Origin of the sequence: Wolbachia endosymbiont (group B) of Cyclophora punctaria (assembly GCF_964028235.1) — a bacterium.
Lineage (GTDB): Bacteria > Pseudomonadota > Alphaproteobacteria > Rickettsiales > Anaplasmataceae > Wolbachia.
The window spans coordinates 1,105,826-1,124,783 of sequence record NZ_OZ034749.1 but is presented as its reverse complement, the minus strand read 5'-3'; the positions used below and the strand labels follow the sequence as shown (position 1 = coordinate 1,124,783).

Here is an 18,958-nt window from a genome sequence, read left to right as displayed (position 1 = left end):
TTTACTTACTATTAATATAATTGAAGATTAACTTTGTTCCTATATTAAAACTTTAACTCCCAATTTATTATTAGTAATATCATTATATGAATCTTATGCCTGAATTTGGGAATATATTGTTATTGGTAGCCTGTTTGTTATCTTTAACGTATTTGTTTCTACCGTTTAGTTCTTACCGATTCGTCTCCTCTGCCATATTTTTTTTTGTGTCAGCATCAATGGCTATTTTGATCTACTGCCACATTAAAAATGATTTCTCACTTGAAAACGTATATTACCACTCACACACAACAAAACCTTTGATCTATAAGATTTGTGGTGTTTGGGGAAATAAAGAAGGGTCTATGTTGCTTTGGACCTTAGTGCTTGTCATGTATTTATTACTAATGGATATTTATATACCTTCTGTCATCCCAGTGCCCAGACACTGGGATCCAGACAATTTAATTGCAAATGAGTACATCAAATGGCAGTGTAATAAAAACTGGATTCCAGTGTCAAGCACTGGAATGACACCAGAACGAACTAATGGTAGTAAATTAAAAAAAATATCTCTTATCACCCAAGGCTTGATTTGCTTTTGTTTTTTACTGTTCACTTTACTTGAATCCAGCCCCTTCACTAAAATGCCAGGCATTGAAACAGATGGACTGGGTTTTAATCCGATATTGCAGGATATAGGCCTTGCTATTCATCCACCGGTATTATATTTGGGGTACCTTGGATTTAGCGTTCCTTTTTCGCTCTCTATAGCTGGATTAATTTTAAATACTGAAGGAAATGTTTGGGCTAAAATTGTCAGGCCTTGGGTACTTATTTCTTGGTCGCTGCTCACTTTGGGCATCAGCTTGGGTAGCTGGTGGGCATATCGTGAACTCGGTTGGGGTGGATTTTGGTTTTGGGATCCAGTGGAAAACGTTTCTTTGATGCCGTGGCTAATTGCAGTGGCGCTGACACATTTGTTGCTCGTTGTACGAAATTTCAATACTTTAAGGAATTTTACTATTTTACTTACGCTTACAACTTTTATATTGAGTGTGACTGGAACATTTCTAGTCCGCTCAGGAATACTTACCTCAGTGCACACGTTTGCAGATGACCCAAGATATGGACTGTATATATTAGCTCTACTTGGTGTAATTACAGTCAGTAGCTTAGTAATATTTGTAGTGTTTACGAGAAAGAATCACACATCTTTCCAGTATTCGATATTGGAATCTGAAAAGAAATCTGCTACTCAAGTGACAGAAGGTAGAAGATTCTTTTCACGCCTTACGATGATGCTGATGAACAATTTATTATTCATCACTGCCTTTTTCATCGTGTTCGTTGGCACTTTATACCCTACAGTGCTTGAGTATTTAACCGGTGAATTAATTTCAGTTGGAGCACCATATTACAATTCTTTATTTAACTCTATTGCACTAGCTATTCTAGTGCTCACCATGATAGGGCAATACTGCAGTTGGCAGGGAAATAGTCTATTGCCAATATTCCGTGAATATAGATTTTCATTTTGTAGTGCTGCAGCTATTTTGCCGTTTATCTTTCACATGGAGCTAATGATTGTGCTATCAATTACCATCTCCATAGCATTATTAATCTTTGTTTTAGAAGCATATAGTAAAAGAATTTGTTTATTTAAGGTAGCATTTGGTGAATCAATTTTATTAGCAAGAAGAGTTTCTAAGTCCTACTATGCAATGATGCTTGCTCATGCTGGAGTGGCAATTCTAGTGCTTGGTATATCTTATTCAGTTGGTTGGCAGGAGAAAAAAGAAAACTACTTGGGAATAGGAGACAGCATAACAGTCAATAAATTTAAAGTTACTTTACGAAATATTGAGCTAATAAAAGAAAAAAATTTCCATGCAGTGAGGGGTACAATGGATATCAGGAATTTGCTGAATAATAAGATATTAGGTGAAGTAACTCCTGAATATAGATTTTACCTTGCGGAAGGTCAGAAAAATGTTGAAAGCAGTATCTACCACAATTTATTTTCTGATATTTATGTTGTAATTGGAGAGATTGATAAGAGTAAGAGCAAAATCGCAGCTAAAGTGCACTATAAACCTGGAATGTCTATAATCTGGCTTGGATCCTTTCTTATCGCTTTTGGTTCGCTCCTTGCTGCTTTGCCTTCTAGCAAAAAAGTAGTTCCTTCAGTATCATAAAGTTTGCATTTTTTGGCAATTTAAACTTAAGCTAAGCAACACTAACCTTGCTAGCGAATTTTCTCTATGTTCTGTTGTACAATAGGCAATAAAGATATATTTTCTAATGAAGAGCTTACATGATATATGGAATCTACTTCCTCAGGCCTTTTAAAATATCCCTGCTTAATAGCGTCGTAGACAGAAGAACCACCAAGCAAGCAGTTCTCACCTAACTCTTCTTTATAATTTTTAAACTTTTCCAATATTTCCTCCTTGTTACTCACTTCTACTATAATTTTTCCTTCATCTTGCACATCAGAATACAATCTAGCATCTACTTTTCCCAAATCAGTATGAAAAGTCAGTACTATATTACCTATAAGGTCAGTATAATTTCTTACCCCACCTTCTGTTAAAATTTCTGTCTCGCTTTCACCGATTGCTATCACGTCTCTTCGAAATTCTGTGCTTTCATCTGTTCCATTTATGATTTTTGCAACCTCGACTATACTATTCTTTGAGTATTTCAAGTAGAAAGTGAAGTTGTCCATTTTTGCCTCTTTTACCTTACCAGTAGTTGCGTTTTTTGCAGCTTCCAAAAACCTTAGAGAGTAATGTATATAGCTTTTACGTGCTTCTTTAAGATTAGCTTTGTGGTCTTTAAACTTCTCTAGTTTATCAATTACAATTATACTACTTAGAGTTTCAAATACTGCACCTCTTTTTACCAAATTACATACTATGCGACTAGCAACTTCTATGTCCCTTTCACCTTGAAAAATCTTTAATTCACTAATTCTTCTTATTACATAATCTGTAAAATTATACTTACTCTCATAAGTATTTTCATATATATTTCCCTCACAAGTAAGATTGAACCTTACCCTAGATTTTATAGCTTCATTTACAACCTGTTCTAGCTGATTTATGTCTTGAACTTCATCTAATTTACAAAAATATTTATCTGGATCTTGCTCATCTAGTAGAAAATCCTCTCCCCATAGATTTACACTTTTGCACAAATACTTTTTTCCATTATAGTCAACTTGTGTTTTTTTACGAAAAGTTCCATAAATAACATCATCAGTTAAAAAGTACTCTTTAATATTAAGGTTGGGATTATTAACTGCAAATTCTATTGGGGTTTTACCTTTTTTATCCTTTATATCAAGATTAGCTCCTTTCCTTAGAAGCAATTTGATAATTGTATCACAATGACCAGAACGAGTAGCATAATGCAAAGGCGTTCTTCCTGTGTCGTCCTTTTCATTAGGATCAGCGCCTGAATTCAACAGTAAATCTATGCATTCTTCTGAATTGCTACATTCCATACTTGATAGAATATGCAGTATTGTCAGTTTAGATTCTCCTCTTTTAAGGTTGAGAATGGTTTTTAGATCTTGATTACTTTTATGATCTAGTAAAAATTTTTTAATTTTTTCAACATCGTTCTTATAATCCTTATAAGTAACATGTGGAAAGTCTTTAAAAGTACTTAAGAATTTTTTATTCAACTCCTTCTGACTCTCTGTTAAGTTGGATATGTCAACAAGCCACGTAGATATCAGCTTGCCAAATGCACCTCTTTCGACAACATCCGTTAAGGAGCAGTCATTGCGAAGTAGCAACGAGTATTTAATCAATTCATATTCATCATCTTCTTGTTGCTGTGTTTCTTCTGCTTTCTTAGAGTGCTTAAAATCATTTTTTATTAATTCAATCAAAAGCTTTAATGTGTTAAAACTTTTATGTCCCAATAAAGGATCTGCTTTGTTTTCAAGTAGAATTCTTGCTATTTCTGAATAGCCATTTCTAATAGCCCAGCATAACGAAGTACGCCCGTATTGATCCGCTACGTCAACATTAGCCCTTTTCTCTAATAGGAGTTCTACTATTTCTTCATGTCCATTGATAGTAGCACAATGCAAAGGAGTACACCCATTTTGATTTACTGCATCAACATTAGCCCCCTTGTCTAATAGGAGTTCTACTATCTCTTTATTTTCATTGTGAGCAGCACAATGCAAAGGAGTAAACCCATTTTGATCTGCTACATTAACATTAACCCCGTTTGCTATGAGAATCTCTACCACTCCTATACTGCCACTTGCAACAGCAAAGTGTAAAGGATTCCATCCATCTTGATCTGCTGTATTAACATTACCCCCTTTTTTTATTAAAAGCTCTGCTATCTTTACAAGATCATTTCTAGCAGCTATATGTAACAATGTACTTTGATCATCGAATGTATAATTTATGTTAAATTCATTATCTTGCCACTTTTTATACGTGTCTGAATCTTCTTTTTCCAATTCCTCTTTTACCCTTTCGATTATATTGTTCTCATTTAAGTCACTTATTGTCCTTAATATTTTTAACAACCGTTCATATTCCATAATTATACCTCAAACTATTTGTTTTTGTACTATAGCTAAAAAAAATTATTTATCCATAATAAAATAACCAACACCAGAGTAAGTGGTTTGCTGCTAACATATTTAAAAATGTTATGAACTTAATAAGAGAAAAAAATACCCCTGTAATGGAGCAATATTTAAATTTGAAAGCTCAATACACGGATCATCTATTGTTTTATAGACTGGGCGATTTTTATGAATTGTTTTTCGATGATGCTATTAAAGCTGCGAAATTGCTGAATATAGTGCTAACCAAGAGGGGCAATTCAAATGGACAAGAAATACCAATGTGTGGAGTGCCAGCACACAGTAGTGAGTCTTACCTGCACAAGCTAATAGATTTAGGATTCAAAGTAGCAATCTGTGACCAATTAGAAACTGCTGATGAAGCAAAAAAGAGGGGCTATAAATCCATAGTAAAACGTGATGTAGTGCGAGTTGTAACTCCAGGTACAATTATAGAAGATTCACTACTGGAGGATAAAAGCAATAATTATCTCGCATCCATAGTTGAACAAAATGACGAATATGCTATTAGTTGGCTTGAATTATCGACGGGAAAATTTTTTCACACTTTAACGAGTTTGAAAGCTCTAGATAGTGATTTATTGCGTATATCACCAAGAGAATTATTAATTTCTGAAAAATTCATTGAGGACGAAAAAATTAGATCGATTTTAAAAAATTATAAAATATCAATTACACAACACGTACAGAGTTTTTTTGAGTATAGTAAATCTCACAGAACGTTATGCGAGTTTTATAAAATCAGGGAACTTGGAAGTATAGGAAATTTCAGCAAAGTAGAAATCATGGCGTGCGGTGCACTGCTTGAATATGTCAGAGTAACACAAAGGGGCTCCATTCCAAGGCTTGAATTCCCGAAAACCTATAAGCAACAAAATTTCATGCTTATTGATGCTTCAGCAAGGAGAAATCTTGAGTTATTCTCAACTCAATTTGGTGAAAAGAAAGGTTCACTAATTTCAGTTATTGATCACACAGTTACAGCTTCTGGTGGACGCCTGCTCAAACAAATGCTTGCTTCACCACTTGCTTGCTCCAAGGCAATCAATTTGAGGCTCAACACCACTCAATTTTTTGTAAATAATTATGAGCCACGTAGAAAAATACGAGAGATATTATCTAACATTCCGGATATTGAGAGGTCTTTATCGCGCTTGATACTAGGACGTGGTTCGCCAAAGGATATGAACCTATTAAAAATAGGCCTAGGAAAAACTTTAGAGTTATCTGAGTTTCTGTCTACCTTGCATAATTATTGTTTAAGTGAAGAACCGGCAGCTAACTCTCAGATGTCATTCCAATGCTTGAACAGAGAAAAGTCTACTACTCAGGTGATAAGTAGTAACGAAAGTGAACTAAGCACAATACATAAAAGTCTTGGTAATCATAAAGATCTATTCGAGCTTCTAAACAGTGCTATACTTGATAACAACCTCAGTTCCGTAAAAGAAGGAGGATTTATCAATCCAAAATATGATCAAGAATTATCCGAATTATATTATATATTGAACAACAGTAACAAGTTGGTAACTAAGCTCCGTGAGTCTTATCGCGACCTAACTGGCATTGCTGCACTCAAAATATTACACAACAATATACTTGGTTACTACGTTGAAGTGTCGGCAAATCACAAAATAACTTCGGATATATTTATTCATAGGCAAAGCTTAGCAAATAGCATGCGCTATACTACTAATGAATTGAAAGAACTAGAAAATAAAATTCTTACGGCACGTGATGCTGCAATCGGCTTAGAAGTGAAAATTTTTAGTGAACTATGTAGTAAAGTCGCTAAAGAATCTGAAAAAATTGCTCTTACTGCAAATGCTTTGGCAAAACTTGATATTAGAGCCACGTTTGCGGAGCTTGCAGTGCAAAATAATTACGTAAAACCCATTATCGATGACAGTAAAGAGTTCAATATCTGTAGTGGAAGACATCCAGTGGTTGAAGTTAACGATAAATTCATTTCAAATAGCATCAATTTAGCTGGTATACATCTAATTACTGGGCCTAATATGGCGGGAAAAAGCACTTTTTTGAGGCAAAACGCTCTCATTGCAGTTTTAGCTCACATGGGGTCATTTGTGCCAGCAGAGAGTGCGCATATAGGAGTGATTGACAAGATATTTAGCAGGGTTGGTGCAACAGATAATATAACAGCTGGTTATTCTACCTTCATGGTAGAGATGATCGAAACAGCAACGATAGTAAATCAGGCAACAGATCGTTCCTTGGTGATACTTGATGAAATTGGTAGGGGCACAGGGGTATATGATGGATTATCTATTGCACAGGCGGTGATTGAACACATTCACAACATAAATAAGTGCCGCGCCATTTTTGCAACTCATTATCATGAATTGACTAAAGTAGGTGAATACTTAGAAGATGTGAAATGTTTTTGTATGAAAATAAAAGAATGGAAAGGAGAAGTCATCTTTTTACATGAAGTAATTGAAGGCATTGCAGATGAGTCATATGGAATACATGTAGCAAAACTTGCTGGTTTTCCTGATTCTGTTTTAAACAGAGCAAGAGAAGTATTTGAGGAGCTAAAGGCTTGAGGAAAGTAACATTATATTACTCCACAATTATGGAGTTTTAGCAATCTATGGCGCTTTAATTTTAGTCAGCTTTCTGAGTAGCTGAATTAACGTAGCATTGATCTATTGCCACATTGGTCAAGATTCCAATTCCACCACCTACAACTGCACCTACAGCTCCTAATGCTAGTTGAGTACCAATTCCAGCAGAAGACCCAATGATTAATGGAGCAAGAAAATATAATGCTAAAGCGCAAGTTATTGCAGCTACACTTATAACAGCCAGCTTTCTCGGACAAAAATTTTCTGGTGCCTCAGCACTAGATATGAATGATGATTTTACTAGATTTTTTCTACTTTCATGATCTAAAAAGCCACTCACTGTTCTCATTATAGGACGGGTAGAGCGGTCACCAGTCAAGTAAATTCTATCTCCCACTATATCATGAAGCTCTTTAACTTGAGCTTTATATTCATCCCAATAGTTTGATAACTCTTGTTGGTCATTGAGAAGATCTGGTTTATTTGAAGTTGTTAACCAGTGTGAGTCATGTTCCAAAATATATCTAATTGTAGCTTTCCCTATATCTATATGCCCTTCAGTAATTGCATACTTTAAAACACCTTCTGCTTTTTCCCTTCCAACATTAAGATCAGCACCAGCTTTTATCAATAATTCTACTATCTTTGGAGAATTATGAAATATAGCAATATCTAAAGGGACCATCTCATTACAATCTTTAATATTTAAGTTTGCTTTTTGTTCTATTAAATAACTTATAAATTTTAAGGTTTCATCAGATTTTTGATTGTCTATGTCTTTATGTCTGTAATATATTCTAATTGCAAAATTCAACGCAGTTTCACCCTTCAACTCACTACCACCCATAATTAATGTCTGATAGCTTTTTACCCCTTGATTTATTAAGTTAACATCCGCGCCGTTTTCTATTAAAGCCTTAGCTCCTTTGAAATTGCTTTTTGCAATTTGCAGATGAAGTAAGTAACGACCAAGATGATCAGTTGCATTAGGATTTGCACCTTGTTCAATCAAATACCTTGCAATTTTATCATTAAATTTGTGATCATAAGTTGCAGATTGTAGTGGCTCAGGATTTTGCTGTAACTCATCTTTAGCTATTAAGCTACTCACCTGACAGATTGATTTTACTGACTCTAAATCTCTTCTTCGAACTGCCTTTGTGACTGCAGCGCTAAAGCTTATACCCTTTTCTATTAGATATTTGGCCATTTTACTATCAACAGCATAACCTAATAAATTTGTACCATTTTGGGAATTAATCTCAGCAACAACATCTTTAATAATAGAGCTGTTTTTCTCAAAAATTGATTTTACTTTTTCTAAGTCATTCTCCTTAACAGCTCTAAGAAGCTTTTTTAATACAGAATCTTTCTTCTTATTTTCAGCTAGAATTTTCTGTAGTTCTTCAGGATTCATAAATACACCTCAACACACACAATCAAAGAAATTATATCCAAATCGGAATTGTTTGTAAAGGATCTTTAGATATTATCTTGCCCAAAGGTTAATTTATTTTATAATCTTTCTGTATTCTAGAAATTTCAATTAAATGAACTGCTATAAAACTCACGCGTGTAATGAATTAAGGAAGAATGATGTAGAAAAGGAAGTTACTCTCTCTGGGTGGCTGTACCGTAAACGTGACCATGGTAACCTAATCTTTGTTGATTTAAGAGATTTTTATGGAATTACTCAACTGGTATTCAATAATGACAAAGACTTTTTTGATGAAATTTCAAATTTAAAATCAGAGAGTGTGATTACTGTCACAGGAACAGTCAAAGCTAGAACTGAAGATACGGTAAACAGCTCTATTTACACAGGAGAAATTGAAGTTATAGTTAGTAATTTACAAGTTGAATCGGAAGTTGAGTTCCACTGTGATGAAGAAATAGCAAAAGAAGAAAGGAGTATATTAGCAAGTATCGCCGGCGAGCAAGAATACCCAGAAAACATGAGATTTAAATACCGTTTTCTTGATTTAAGACGTGAAAAGGTTCGTAATAACATTATTCTGCGTTCACAGATCATTTCAGAGCTCAGGAGGCTCATGATAGAGCAAGGATTTTTGGAAATTCAAACTCCAATACTTACTGCCTCTTCTCCTGAAGGTGCACGTGACTACTTAGTGCCAAGCAGACTAAATCCTGGTAAATTCTATGCATTACCACAAGCTCCACAGATTTTTAAGCAGTTGCTTATGGTTTCAGGGTTTGATAAATATTTTCAAATTGCACCTTGTTTTCGTGATGAGGACGCAAGGGCTGACCGTTCTCCTGGGGAGTTTTATCAGCTCGACCTTGAAATGTCTTTTGTGACTCAAGAAGATATATTTCAGGTTATTGAATCTACTTTATATAAAGTGTTCGCGAAATTTTCTCGCAAGTCTGTCGATAAAGATTTTCCACGTATTACATACAAAGAAGCAATGCTCAAATATGGATCTGATAAGCCAGATTTGCGTAATCCATTATTAATTAGCGATGTAACAGAAATTTTCCGTGATTCAGAGTTCAATATTTTCAAAAGCAATATTGAACGCGGTATGGTAGTGAGAGCCATTCCTGCTCCTAAAACAGCAGAGGAACCTCGTAGCTTTTTTGATAAAAAAATAGAACATGCACAAAAGGAATTCGGTGCTAAAGGTCTTGGATATATAACGTTCGATAAAGATGGAATTGCAAAAGGACCAATTGCTAAATTCCTTGATGACAATAGGTTAAATTCCATAAAAGAAATAACAAATATAGAACCTGGAGATAGTGTATTTTTTGCTTCTGATAAGGAAAATGAAGCAGCAATAATTGCAGGGAAAGTGCGTATTCTTTTGGGATCAGAACTAGGTCTTATAGATGACAATATCTTCAAATTCTGTTGGGTGATTGATTTTCCTTACTTTGCGTATGACGATAAAAGTAAAAAAATTGATTTCTTTCATAATCCATTTTCTATGCCACATGGTGGCTTGAAAGATTTAGAAGAAAAGAATCCACTGGATATCCTTGCTTACCAATATGATCTTGTTTGCAATGGAATAGAGCTGTCAAGTGGAGCAATTCGTAATAACAAACTAGATATTATGTACAGAGCTTTTGCCATTGCAGGCTACAGTAAAGAAGAAGTTGATACAAAATTTGGTGCGCTTGTGCGTGCATTTAGGTTTGGAGTGCCACCTCATGGTGGAATAGCACCAGGAGTTGATAGAATGGTTATGCTACTTGCTGATGAGCCTAGTATTCGTGAAGTAATCTGTTTTCCTATGAATCAGCAAGGTGAAGATGTTCTAATGGGTGCTCCTTCTAAAGTAGAGGATAAGCATTTACGTGAGTTGTCTTTAAAGGTTGTTGAATAAAGTTGTATATAACTTGAGTTTAGGTGGGGAAAAAACAAGAATATTGAATTCTGTTAAAGTAGTGCTAGGCCCTAGCACTACTTTATAGTTTTAGGATATCAAAACGTTTGGTCTAGCGGGACTTGGCCCTCTGTTCCGTCTACTTCTCCTTGAGAGGTGTAATTCCAATAAGTATAGTTTTTACCCGCATCCTTCCAATCTTTAGGTAATTCAGGCTCCGATCTTCCTCTCCAATCAGCAACCCATAATGGGTAGTGAGAAAAATTATGTTCTTCTTGTGTATAGTAATCATTCCACGTTTTTGGTGAAGCATATACAATTGGACTGTATCCTTTTTCATTCAATTGAGTCAATAAAGAATGAAGTTTTTCGGCTCTCTGTGTGTTAGTGTGTTTTGTAGGATCATCACATTTTGTTGTTCTTCCTTCGCAAATACCAGTTGTAGCACTAACAGCTAACTTATTTGTACCTGGCTCAAAATTAGCTTTTTTAAGTTCGTTAACTATGTTATTCAACTGACCTTCAGGTGTTGAGGTCATCCTAAATACGTGATATGCCCCAGCTTGCACATTATTATCTTTCATACTTTGAAAATTTTGTCCAAATTTAGTGTCTTGAGAAGTTTCTCCCTCAGTTGCTTTGGCAAATGCAAACCTTACCCTATCCTTTGCAACTTTCGACCAATCAATCTCTCCATTCCAATGAGATACGTCTATACCTTTTTCACTCATACTAACCTCATAATTACAATAAATGTTGAATATAAAATATAATAGTGAAAATTTAATGAATATCTTTTGAGCATATTGTAAACAATTTTATACTAAAACAGTTACAAAGTTCTAAACTACAATCTATAGACAAAAATACTTGTTATTAGTAAGTTAAATTATAGTGAGTTAAAAATCATGAACAATATTCAAAAAGCAATACTATCAAGCATAATCTGCAATATGATTATATGGTATGAAATAACTCTGTTTGGAGTTTTAACGCATATAATAAGCAACGTTTTTTTTCCTTCAGAAAGTGATTATTTAAGCACAATCAAATTTCTTGGCAGTTTTGCAATTGGATTTGGATTTAGACCACTTGGTGCATTTATTTTTGGTTACATTGGAGATAAATACGGCAGAAGGAAAATTTTGCTGACTTCCGTAATATTAGCTTCGATATCATCTACTACAATTGCGATTATACCAAGCTTTAAAGAAATAGGAATATTTTCTCCTATATTGCTTCTGCTTTGTAGAATAACACAAGGAATGGCAGCAGGTGGAGAAACAAGTATCAATTCAGCTTTTTTAATAGAGCATTCAAGCGATAAAAAAAATCTAGGCTTTTTAGGTAGCATGAAAGCTTTTAGTGGTGCTCTTGGTTCTATTCTATGCTTTGTAATGATAGCTATTTGCAAAAAGTTTACAGGTGAAAGTTATGAAATTTGGGGCTGGAGGCTGCCCTTCTATTTTTGCTCTATTATGGGTGTAATAGGCTTTTTAATAAGATACATAATGGAAGAGAGTTTAGCGTACAAAACTCATGACCAAAATAAAAGCTTATCTAGTTCTCCATTTTTTGAACTAATCAAAACCTACAAAAAAGCATTTATATTAGCAATTGGACTTGGTATTGCCCAAAATGCAATCGTTTATTCGGTAATTATGTTTTATAACATATCTGTCAAAGAACTTACCTTCTCAGGCATTGATATTAAAAATCTAGTAAGGATCATGGTTGAAATCACATTTGGAACGTCTGCAGTGCTGTTTGCAATACTTTCTGATAAAATTGGAAGAAAAAATGTGATAATTCCTACATTAGTAACTTTAGCTTGTGTTAGCTTGCCGGTACTTTCGCTATTATCATATGATAATCACTATATTATAACATTCACTTTTCTGTTGATGAGCATACCGATAGGTGCATCTTTTGGAATATATAATTCTCTTGCCTGCGAGTTATTTCCAACGAAAGTTAGATGCACTGGCTTCAGCTTAGCTCATAACATATCAGCAGGTATTTTTGGTGGCCTTTCTCCATCGATATGCATGTGGCTTATAGAAAAAACTGAAACAAAACTTGCAGCAGGGATTTACCTTACTGTTTGTGCATTGATTAGCCTAATATCTGTACTTCAAATTAAAGCCAAAGACAAAAAAATTGATTGGTGAAATCGCTTCAGTCAAAAGATAGCGCTTCAATAGATTTTTCGATATGTTTAGGGACAGGAGCAGTAATAGTGACTTCTTTATTATTTGGCAATTTTAAAGACAAAGAATATGAATGCAGGTGAATCTGATTTGCTACTCCATCAATAAAAGCTTTTTTACCGCCATATTTACCGTCACCAAGAATAGGGCAATTTATATGAGCTAAATGTACACGTAACTGATGGGTTCTACCAGTAATTGGTTGTAATTTTAGATAAGCGACATTGTGTTTTAGCCCTGACACAATTGAAAAGTGTGTAGTGGCATTCTGTAGTGAGTCTTCATCAATGACCACTCTTTCTTGTCCTGAAATATATTTTTTCACCAACGGATAGTCTATTGTTCCATTATCTTTGCTCGGTATACCAGAAGTTAATGCTAGGTAAGTTTTTTTTATCCTCCGTCCTTTAAATTCTTCCATAAGGTATCTTGCAACGCTAGCATTGCGTGCGAATATTATTACTCCGCTTGTATCCCTATCCAGCCTATGAACAATTTTAAATATTTCTCTCTCTCTTATTTGGTCAAGTAAATCACTAATGCTAATTTTTACCTTTATGCCGCCTTGAACAATGACCCCTGCGGGTTTGTTTATAGCTAGTATATATTCGTCTTCATATAATATGTTCTCTCTTAGTAGATTCACTAACTTTTCATTATATTTGCAGTCAGAATTAGTGTTCTCAATATAGTCTAAGTATCTTATCATTATAGCTTGCCCAGAGCTTACCCTATCGCTGGATTTTGCCGTGCAATTATCAACCTTGATTAATCCTTTCCTTAAAGACTTCTCAATTGCAGATTGTTTCAAATTGGGAAAAATTCTTCTGATGTACCTATCGAGCCTAACGTTATTGTCTTCTACTAATATAGTTTTGATACCTTCTGACATCTTACTTATAAAAATTTTATTGTGTAAACTAAAATCTAACATAGCTAATGTACTCCTCAGTTTCAGCTACTTGCATCGAGTGCTACGTGCTGGAATTTAGAGGATTATTTAACTATTTATAACAGCTTCATATTTTCCTACAGCTGAGTAAAGTGGTAACAATGATAGTTTCTCGATCATAGAGAGGTGAGTATTAGGCTCTTTAATACTAGGGCCTGGACACGCTTCAGTGTTAGGCCCTAACTTCATACACTCAATGCCGTTAGCTAAAGATGTTACTCTTCCTACATTAACATTTTTAGTGCGATATGACCACCTGAAAGGACTATGTAATATTTGTTCTTTTACTCCATCCATTTCAGCTGGACACGCTTTAGTGTTAGTCCCTAACTGCACACATTTAATGCGGTCAGTTATAAGTGCTACTCCTTTTTCATTAAGTTTAGCGTTATACTGTAATTGTTCAATTTGATTAGCTTGATCTCTTATCATACGTTCAAAGTTGATAGATAGATGTAATTCTATTTCTCTCAACATATGTGATGCTATGTGTTGCACTGTCATTAATGCTGTGTTTCTGAGTATACTTGATTCTAAGTCAAGCTGTGTAAGTATAGCTAGTGCTCTTTGTTCTGCTTCCACTAGAAGATTACTTATACCTTGACGTTTAGCTAAATCTCTTACAGTTTCATAACAATTATCAGGCAATGAAGGATTTGCGCCATAGCATAGTAAGGTTATTACTACTATCCAGTTTCTACGTTCGACAGCATAAGTTAAAGGAGATTCCCCTAAGTCATTCTGCGCATTAACATTTGCTCTATATAAAATTAAGATCTTTACTACTTCCGGATGGTTATACTTGGCAGCTTTATGTAAAGCAGTTGATCCTAAATCATCACCTGCATTAGCATTTACTCCAGCTTCTAATAGAGCATGTACCATTAGTGTATCACCATGTCCGGCAGCACAACGTAAAAACTCAGCTCCCATCAATTTCATCACATCCTTCCATATTCCAAGTTGTATCATAGTAGTTACTGCTTCTAGATAATTATATGGACAAATAGAAAGTAATATTTTCTGTGGATCATTCGTCTCAATACTTGCTCCATGGGCTATTAGATAATACATTACTTTTCTATTGCCTTTTGTAGCAGCACAATTAAAAGGAGTCCATCCCCATGCATCCTTATGGTTAACATTTGCTCCATATTTTATTAAGAGCTCTACTGCTTCCACATTACCATTCGTAGCAGCAATATGTAAGGGAGATCGTCCAATTAAATTATCCTCTAGATTAACATCTGCTCCATGTTCTGATATGCACTTTAATAGGGCTTCTAATATTGAAATATCGTTCTTTGTAGCAGCCCAATATACAGGAGTCCATCCAAATACATCTACTATCTCAATATTTTTGTCAATATTCTTGTCGTTTTTTATTATACAATCCACCATTGCTCTATCAACATTTGCAACAGCAATATGTAAAGGAGTAAGTTTAAGCGCCCCATTCTTCTTAACATCTGCTCCATTATTCATTAAGAACCTTACTACTTCTTTATGGCCATTCCTGGCAGCTTCATATAAAGCAGTCAAGTTCATCAGATCTTCCACATTAGGATTTACCTTATTCATTACTAAGATTTTTGTTATTTCTATATCGCCATTTACAGCTGGCTGATATAAAGTAGTCCGTTGAGATGAATCCAACTGATTAACATTTGCCCCTTTTTCTATTAGCTTGCGTGCTACTTCTGTGTTCCTATCTTCAACAGCCCAATGTAAAGCAGTCCATTCGGAAAACGGACCTGGTGCATTAATATCGATTCCTTTTACTTTAAGCATAGCATTTATTAAATTGCTCAGCTTAAAATCAATAGCTAAATATAATAACGTGTATGAAAAGCGTTCATGCAAACAATCTATTTCAAACCAATAATTTACATCAAATTTGGCTTTCTTCCACTCTTTATACACATTTTTACTTTCTTTCTTTAGTCTATTTAATGTTTTTAGTATCTTTTGTGTATCTAGCATCACTGGTACCTTTTCTGAGATCTTTCGTGCATTTAGCACATCCTCTAGCGCCACTGCTTTTGATTCTTCTGATGTCTCTTGTACACCTAACCTTTTTAGCATTCTTTTTACCATCTGTTGCGCATTTGACACCCTTGACTTCTTTAGTATGTTTTTTGCTTCTTCTTTTGTCTGCGGTACATTTACCACCTTTAGTCTCTTTTTTAATGGCTCTTGTGTCTCTTGTACTCTTGGAATCTTGCTTGATACTTCTAATCCATGCGATATCTCTTCTAACATTCTTGATGTTTCTGCTTGCCCTAGTATCTTTACTTCCTTTAATAGCTCTCTTATTCTTTCAATTACATTGTCTTTACTTAAATTTACCTCTTGATCAATTACACCTAATATTATGTTCCACTGTTCATATGTCATTACCATAGCTTTACCTCATACTATAGAGTATTTTTTGATGCTATATATTATGGTAGAATAGTCAACGCATTTTCCATAGCGTAACTTGAGAGTCTAAAAGGACTGTTATTAACTTACAGAAAACCAAGCTTGCCTGAAACCACTTAATTGATTATAATCATAGGTTTTAAGGCAGTAAAATGACAGCTTTTTTTCCTTTGGTTATTTTTTTGATCTTATACCTTGGAAGTGGTGTCTATTTTTCCTTTATTGGAATTGATAATCCGCTTCGCCAAGTTTCACCGGTAATTTGCCTACTACCGGCGCTATTTTTTGCTGTTGCATGCAGTGCAGGTAAAATTCAACGTAACATCGATACTGTCATCGAGGGTATGGGCGATAAAAACACCCTTACTATGTGTTTAACTTTTCTATTTTCTGGAGCATTTTCTGTGGTGACTCAATCAATTGGTAGTGCAGATACTGTTGCTGATTTAATTCTCAATTTCCTTCCAGCAAGATTACTACTGCCTGGAGTATTTTTGGCTTCCGCTTTTATATCAACTGCAATTGGTACGTCTATGGGAGTTATTGTATTAATGGTACCAATAGCTGTTAACTTAGCAAAAAGTGGGGCTTTTGGTCTTGAAATAGGAACTGCAACTGTAGTTGGAGGTGCCGTATTTGGTGATAATCTTTCAATGATATCTGACACTACTATTGCATCTGTTTCTTCACAGGGGGCCACGATAAAGGATAAACTTAAAGTGAATTCTAAAGTAGCATTTGTTGCCAGCATTATAACGCTTGTCTATCTGGCAATTATGGCAGATAGTACAAAAATTATTCCTACATCAAATTTAGATTATTTATCAGTAATAAAGATTATTCCTTATATTTCTTTAATAATCATGGGGTTATTTGAAGTTACTACTTTAGTAACAATAACTATAAATATAATTGTTGCTAGTGTATTAGGGATGACTTTTTTTGACTATACTATCATTCAACTCTCTCATGACATATATGACGGTTTCAAAAAAGTAAACGAGATAGTGATATTTGCTCTATTTATTGGCGGATTGAGTCATATAATGTACAAGCAGGGTCAAAAGGCATTACACAAACTTATCGATGAAAGCAATATCACAAAAACTAAAGCTGAATTTGTAATAGCGGGCATAGCATCTATGTTTACTGTTTTAGTTGCTAATAATACCATTGCTATTTTATTAAGTGGCGATATTGCAAAAAGGCTCGCGCAAAAGCATAATATTCCGTCATACCGTAGTGCATACTTGTTAGACATTTTTGCTTGCGTTACAAAAGGCATTTTGCCTTATGGTTCCCAGCTGCTGCTAGCAGGTAGCATTGCTTCTGTCTCACCTATTTCTTTGTTAACACAAGTTTATTACTGCTTTATTTTAGCAGCAGTTACAGTAGGTGAAATAATCATCAATGGCAGACGTTGCGCGACTACAACTTAATGTACGAAGATTTCTCTTCATATTACATTTTTGTGCCCATAAGAAACGAGTTGCCATTTTCATCAGCTACTTGGATAATAGATATATTCACAAAATTGTTCCATTTTTCTCAATAGATTTTGGTTTTCTTTTCCCCTTATTAGCAGAGCATAAAACTTAGCTTTTTAATAAATCTCATTTTAACTCCAATACACTAACTATGAAACAATCTATATTGCCATCAAAAACGGAATTTATATTGCCAACTTCATGTCCAGTCCTTAAATCCTTTACCATTTGATATGGATGCATAACATACGATCTGATCTGACTGCCCCAACCTATATCGCATTTCTTGCCATATTCTTCGGCCATTTTCTGTTCTTTTTTTTCCAATTCAATTTGATATAAACGTCCTTTAAGTAGTTTAAGTGCTTCATCTTTATTTTTATGTTGAGAACGACCATTTTGGCATTGAGCTACAACGCCTGTTGGAATATGCGTAATACGTACCGCGCTTTCAGTCTTATTTACATGCTGACCACCTGCTCCAGAAGCACGGTAAGTGTCGATCTTTAAATCCTTTTCATCCACAACAATATCTATTGAATCTTCAATCACTGGAGTTACTCCTACACTTGCAAAACTGGTATGACGTTTACCATTTGCATCAAATGGTGATATTCTAACCAATCTATGAACTCCACTTTCGCTTTTTGCCCACCCGTAAGCTTTTTCTCCGATGATCTTTATTGTTGTAGATTTTATACCAACTGCATCACCATCTAATTTTTCTACAACTTCAACTTTAAAATTGTGATAAATTTCTGCCCATCTTGTATACATGCGCATGAGCATCTCAGTCCAATCATTGCTCTCTGTTCCACCAGCTCCTGAGTGGATTTCTAAAAAGCAGTTATTGTTATCTGCTTCACCAGTAAATAAGGATTCTGTCTCTTTAAGTTTGATTAATTTCTCTAGCTTTACTAACTCACCTTTAACTTCAGAAAAAAATTCTTCATCATTCTCATCAATAGCAGATTTCATCAAGCTGATAGCATCGTTGTAATCGCTTTCTAGCTTTGAAAACGATTCTATGTCATGCTTAATTTTAGAGCGTTCTTTTAAAATTTCTTGTGCTTTTTGATTGTCTTGCCACAGATTATCATTCAACGCTTGAGAATCCAGCTCTTCAAGACGCAACTTCAATTTTTCTATGTCAAAGACACCTCCTGATAAGAGAAATACTTTTATTTAAGCCTTGAAAGTATTCAAGGATTTCTGGATGGGTTTTCATTATACTTTAGACTTTAATATATTTATTATCACTAACAATAACAGCAAACAAAATAGAAATTTAACCATATAATAGTTAATTCAAAATAATTTTATTATACTTGAATGTTCAAT

At 34.6% G+C, this 18,958-nt stretch carries 11 protein-coding genes; 5 read left to right on the top strand and 6 right to left on the bottom strand.

What is annotated here, in order from left to right; translation table 11 throughout:
• The first annotated feature begins 86 nt into the window (after positions 1–86).
• Positions 87–2,177 carry a heme lyase CcmF/NrfE family subunit gene (locus tag ABWU33_RS05390; RefSeq protein WP_250119956.1) on the top strand — a complete coding sequence of 697 codons (2,091 nt, stop codon included), beginning with the start codon at positions 87–89 and terminating at the stop codon, positions 2,175–2,177.
• A 50-nt stretch (positions 2,178–2,227) separates the two neighbouring features.
• On the opposite strand, the gene ABWU33_RS05385 is transcribed toward ABWU33_RS05390, so the two are convergent.
• Positions 2,228–4,555 carry an ankyrin repeat domain-containing protein gene (locus tag ABWU33_RS05385; RefSeq protein WP_353280522.1) on the bottom strand — a complete coding sequence of 776 codons (2,328 nt, stop codon included), beginning with the start codon at positions 4,553–4,555 and terminating at the stop codon, positions 2,228–2,230.
• 113 nt (positions 4,556–4,668) lie between these two features.
• On the opposite strand from ABWU33_RS05385, the gene mutS reads away from it, so the two are divergent.
• On the top strand, positions 4,669–7,170 hold the full coding sequence (gene mutS, locus ABWU33_RS05380) for a DNA mismatch repair protein MutS (RefSeq protein WP_264337459.1): 2,502 nt from the start codon (positions 4,669–4,671) through the stop codon (positions 7,168–7,170).
• A gap of 61 nt (positions 7,171–7,231) precedes the next feature.
• Here the strand turns inward: mutS and ABWU33_RS05375 are convergent, their stop codons facing one another.
• Positions 7,232–8,608, bottom strand: a complete 1,377-nt coding sequence (locus ABWU33_RS05375; protein ID WP_353280520.1) for an ankyrin repeat domain-containing protein — start codon at positions 8,606–8,608, stop codon at positions 7,232–7,234.
• 133 nt (positions 8,609–8,741) lie between these two features.
• Here ABWU33_RS05375 and aspS point away from each other — a divergent pair, with 133 nt between their 5' ends.
• Complete coding sequence (gene aspS / locus ABWU33_RS05370; RefSeq protein WP_264337464.1) at positions 8,742–10,544, top strand: aspartate--tRNA ligase; 1,803 nt, start codon at positions 8,742–8,744, stop codon at positions 10,542–10,544.
• Positions 10,545–10,642: 98 nt separating this feature from the next.
• Here aspS and ABWU33_RS05365 read toward each other — a convergent pair whose 3' ends face one another.
• Entirely contained in the window at positions 10,643–11,275 is a 633-nt protein-coding gene (locus ABWU33_RS05365; RefSeq protein ID WP_353280518.1) for a glycoside hydrolase family 25 protein, read from the bottom strand.
• Positions 11,276–11,452: 177 nt separating this feature from the next.
• On the opposite strand from ABWU33_RS05365, the gene ABWU33_RS05360 reads away from it, so the two are divergent.
• Positions 11,453–12,715, top strand: coding sequence for an MFS transporter (locus ABWU33_RS05360; RefSeq protein WP_211908156.1), 1,263 nt, complete (start codon positions 11,453–11,455; stop codon positions 12,713–12,715).
• Positions 12,716–12,722: 7 nt separating this feature from the next.
• Here ABWU33_RS05360 and ABWU33_RS05355 read toward each other — a convergent pair whose 3' ends face one another.
• Together ABWU33_RS05355 and ABWU33_RS05350 are read right to left on the bottom strand one after the other, a co-directional pair.
• On the bottom strand, positions 12,723–13,646 hold the full coding sequence (locus ABWU33_RS05355; protein WP_211908683.1) for an RluA family pseudouridine synthase: 924 nt from the start codon (positions 13,644–13,646) through the stop codon (positions 12,723–12,725).
• Between the two features lie 108 nt (positions 13,647–13,754).
• Positions 13,755–16,103: an ankyrin repeat domain-containing protein gene (locus tag ABWU33_RS05350; protein ID WP_353280516.1), complete on the bottom strand. Its 2,349-nt coding sequence runs from the start codon at positions 16,101–16,103 to the stop codon at positions 13,755–13,757.
• A 179-nt stretch (positions 16,104–16,282) separates the two neighbouring features.
• Between ABWU33_RS05350 and ABWU33_RS05345 the strand changes: the two genes are divergently transcribed.
• Complete coding sequence (locus ABWU33_RS05345) at positions 16,283–17,569, top strand: Na+/H+ antiporter NhaC family protein (RefSeq protein WP_353280514.1); 1,287 nt, start codon at positions 16,283–16,285, stop codon at positions 17,567–17,569.
• A 174-nt stretch (positions 17,570–17,743) separates the two neighbouring features.
• Here ABWU33_RS05345 and prfB read toward each other — a convergent pair.
• A protein-coding gene (prfB, locus tag ABWU33_RS05340; RefSeq protein ID WP_250119949.1) for a peptide chain release factor 2 occupies positions 17,744–18,845 on the bottom strand; the annotation gives its coding sequence in 2 pieces (ribosomal slippage) (positions 17,744–18,778 and positions 18,780–18,845; 1,101 coding nt in all).
• Positions 18,846–18,958: the final 113 nt, after the last annotated feature.

Coding starts and splice junctions, on each gene's coding strand:
- ABWU33_RS05390 (WP_250119956.1), top strand. CDS start 87: ATGAATCTTATGCCTGAATTTGGGAATATATTGTTATTGGTAGCCTGT.
- ABWU33_RS05385 (WP_353280522.1), bottom strand. CDS start 4,555: ATGGAATATGAACGGTTGTTAAAAATATTAAGGACAATAAGTGACTTA.
- mutS (WP_264337459.1), top strand. CDS start 4,669: ATGAACTTAATAAGAGAAAAAAATACCCCTGTAATGGAGCAATATTTA.
- ABWU33_RS05375 (WP_353280520.1), bottom strand. CDS start 8,608: ATGAATCCTGAAGAACTACAGAAAATTCTAGCTGAAAATAAGAAGAAA.
- aspS (WP_264337464.1), top strand. CDS start 8,742: ATGAACTGCTATAAAACTCACGCGTGTAATGAATTAAGGAAGAATGAT.
- ABWU33_RS05365 (WP_353280518.1), bottom strand. CDS start 11,275: ATGAGTGAAAAAGGTATAGACGTATCTCATTGGAATGGAGAGATTGAT.
- ABWU33_RS05360 (WP_211908156.1), top strand. CDS start 11,453: ATGAACAATATTCAAAAAGCAATACTATCAAGCATAATCTGCAATATG.
- ABWU33_RS05355 (WP_211908683.1), bottom strand. CDS start 13,646: ATGTCAGAAGGTATCAAAACTATATTAGTAGAAGACAATAACGTTAGG.
- ABWU33_RS05350 (WP_353280516.1), bottom strand. CDS start 16,103: ATGACATATGAACAGTGGAACATAATATTAGGTGTAATTGATCAAGAG.
- ABWU33_RS05345 (WP_353280514.1), top strand. CDS start 16,283: ATGACAGCTTTTTTTCCTTTGGTTATTTTTTTGATCTTATACCTTGGA.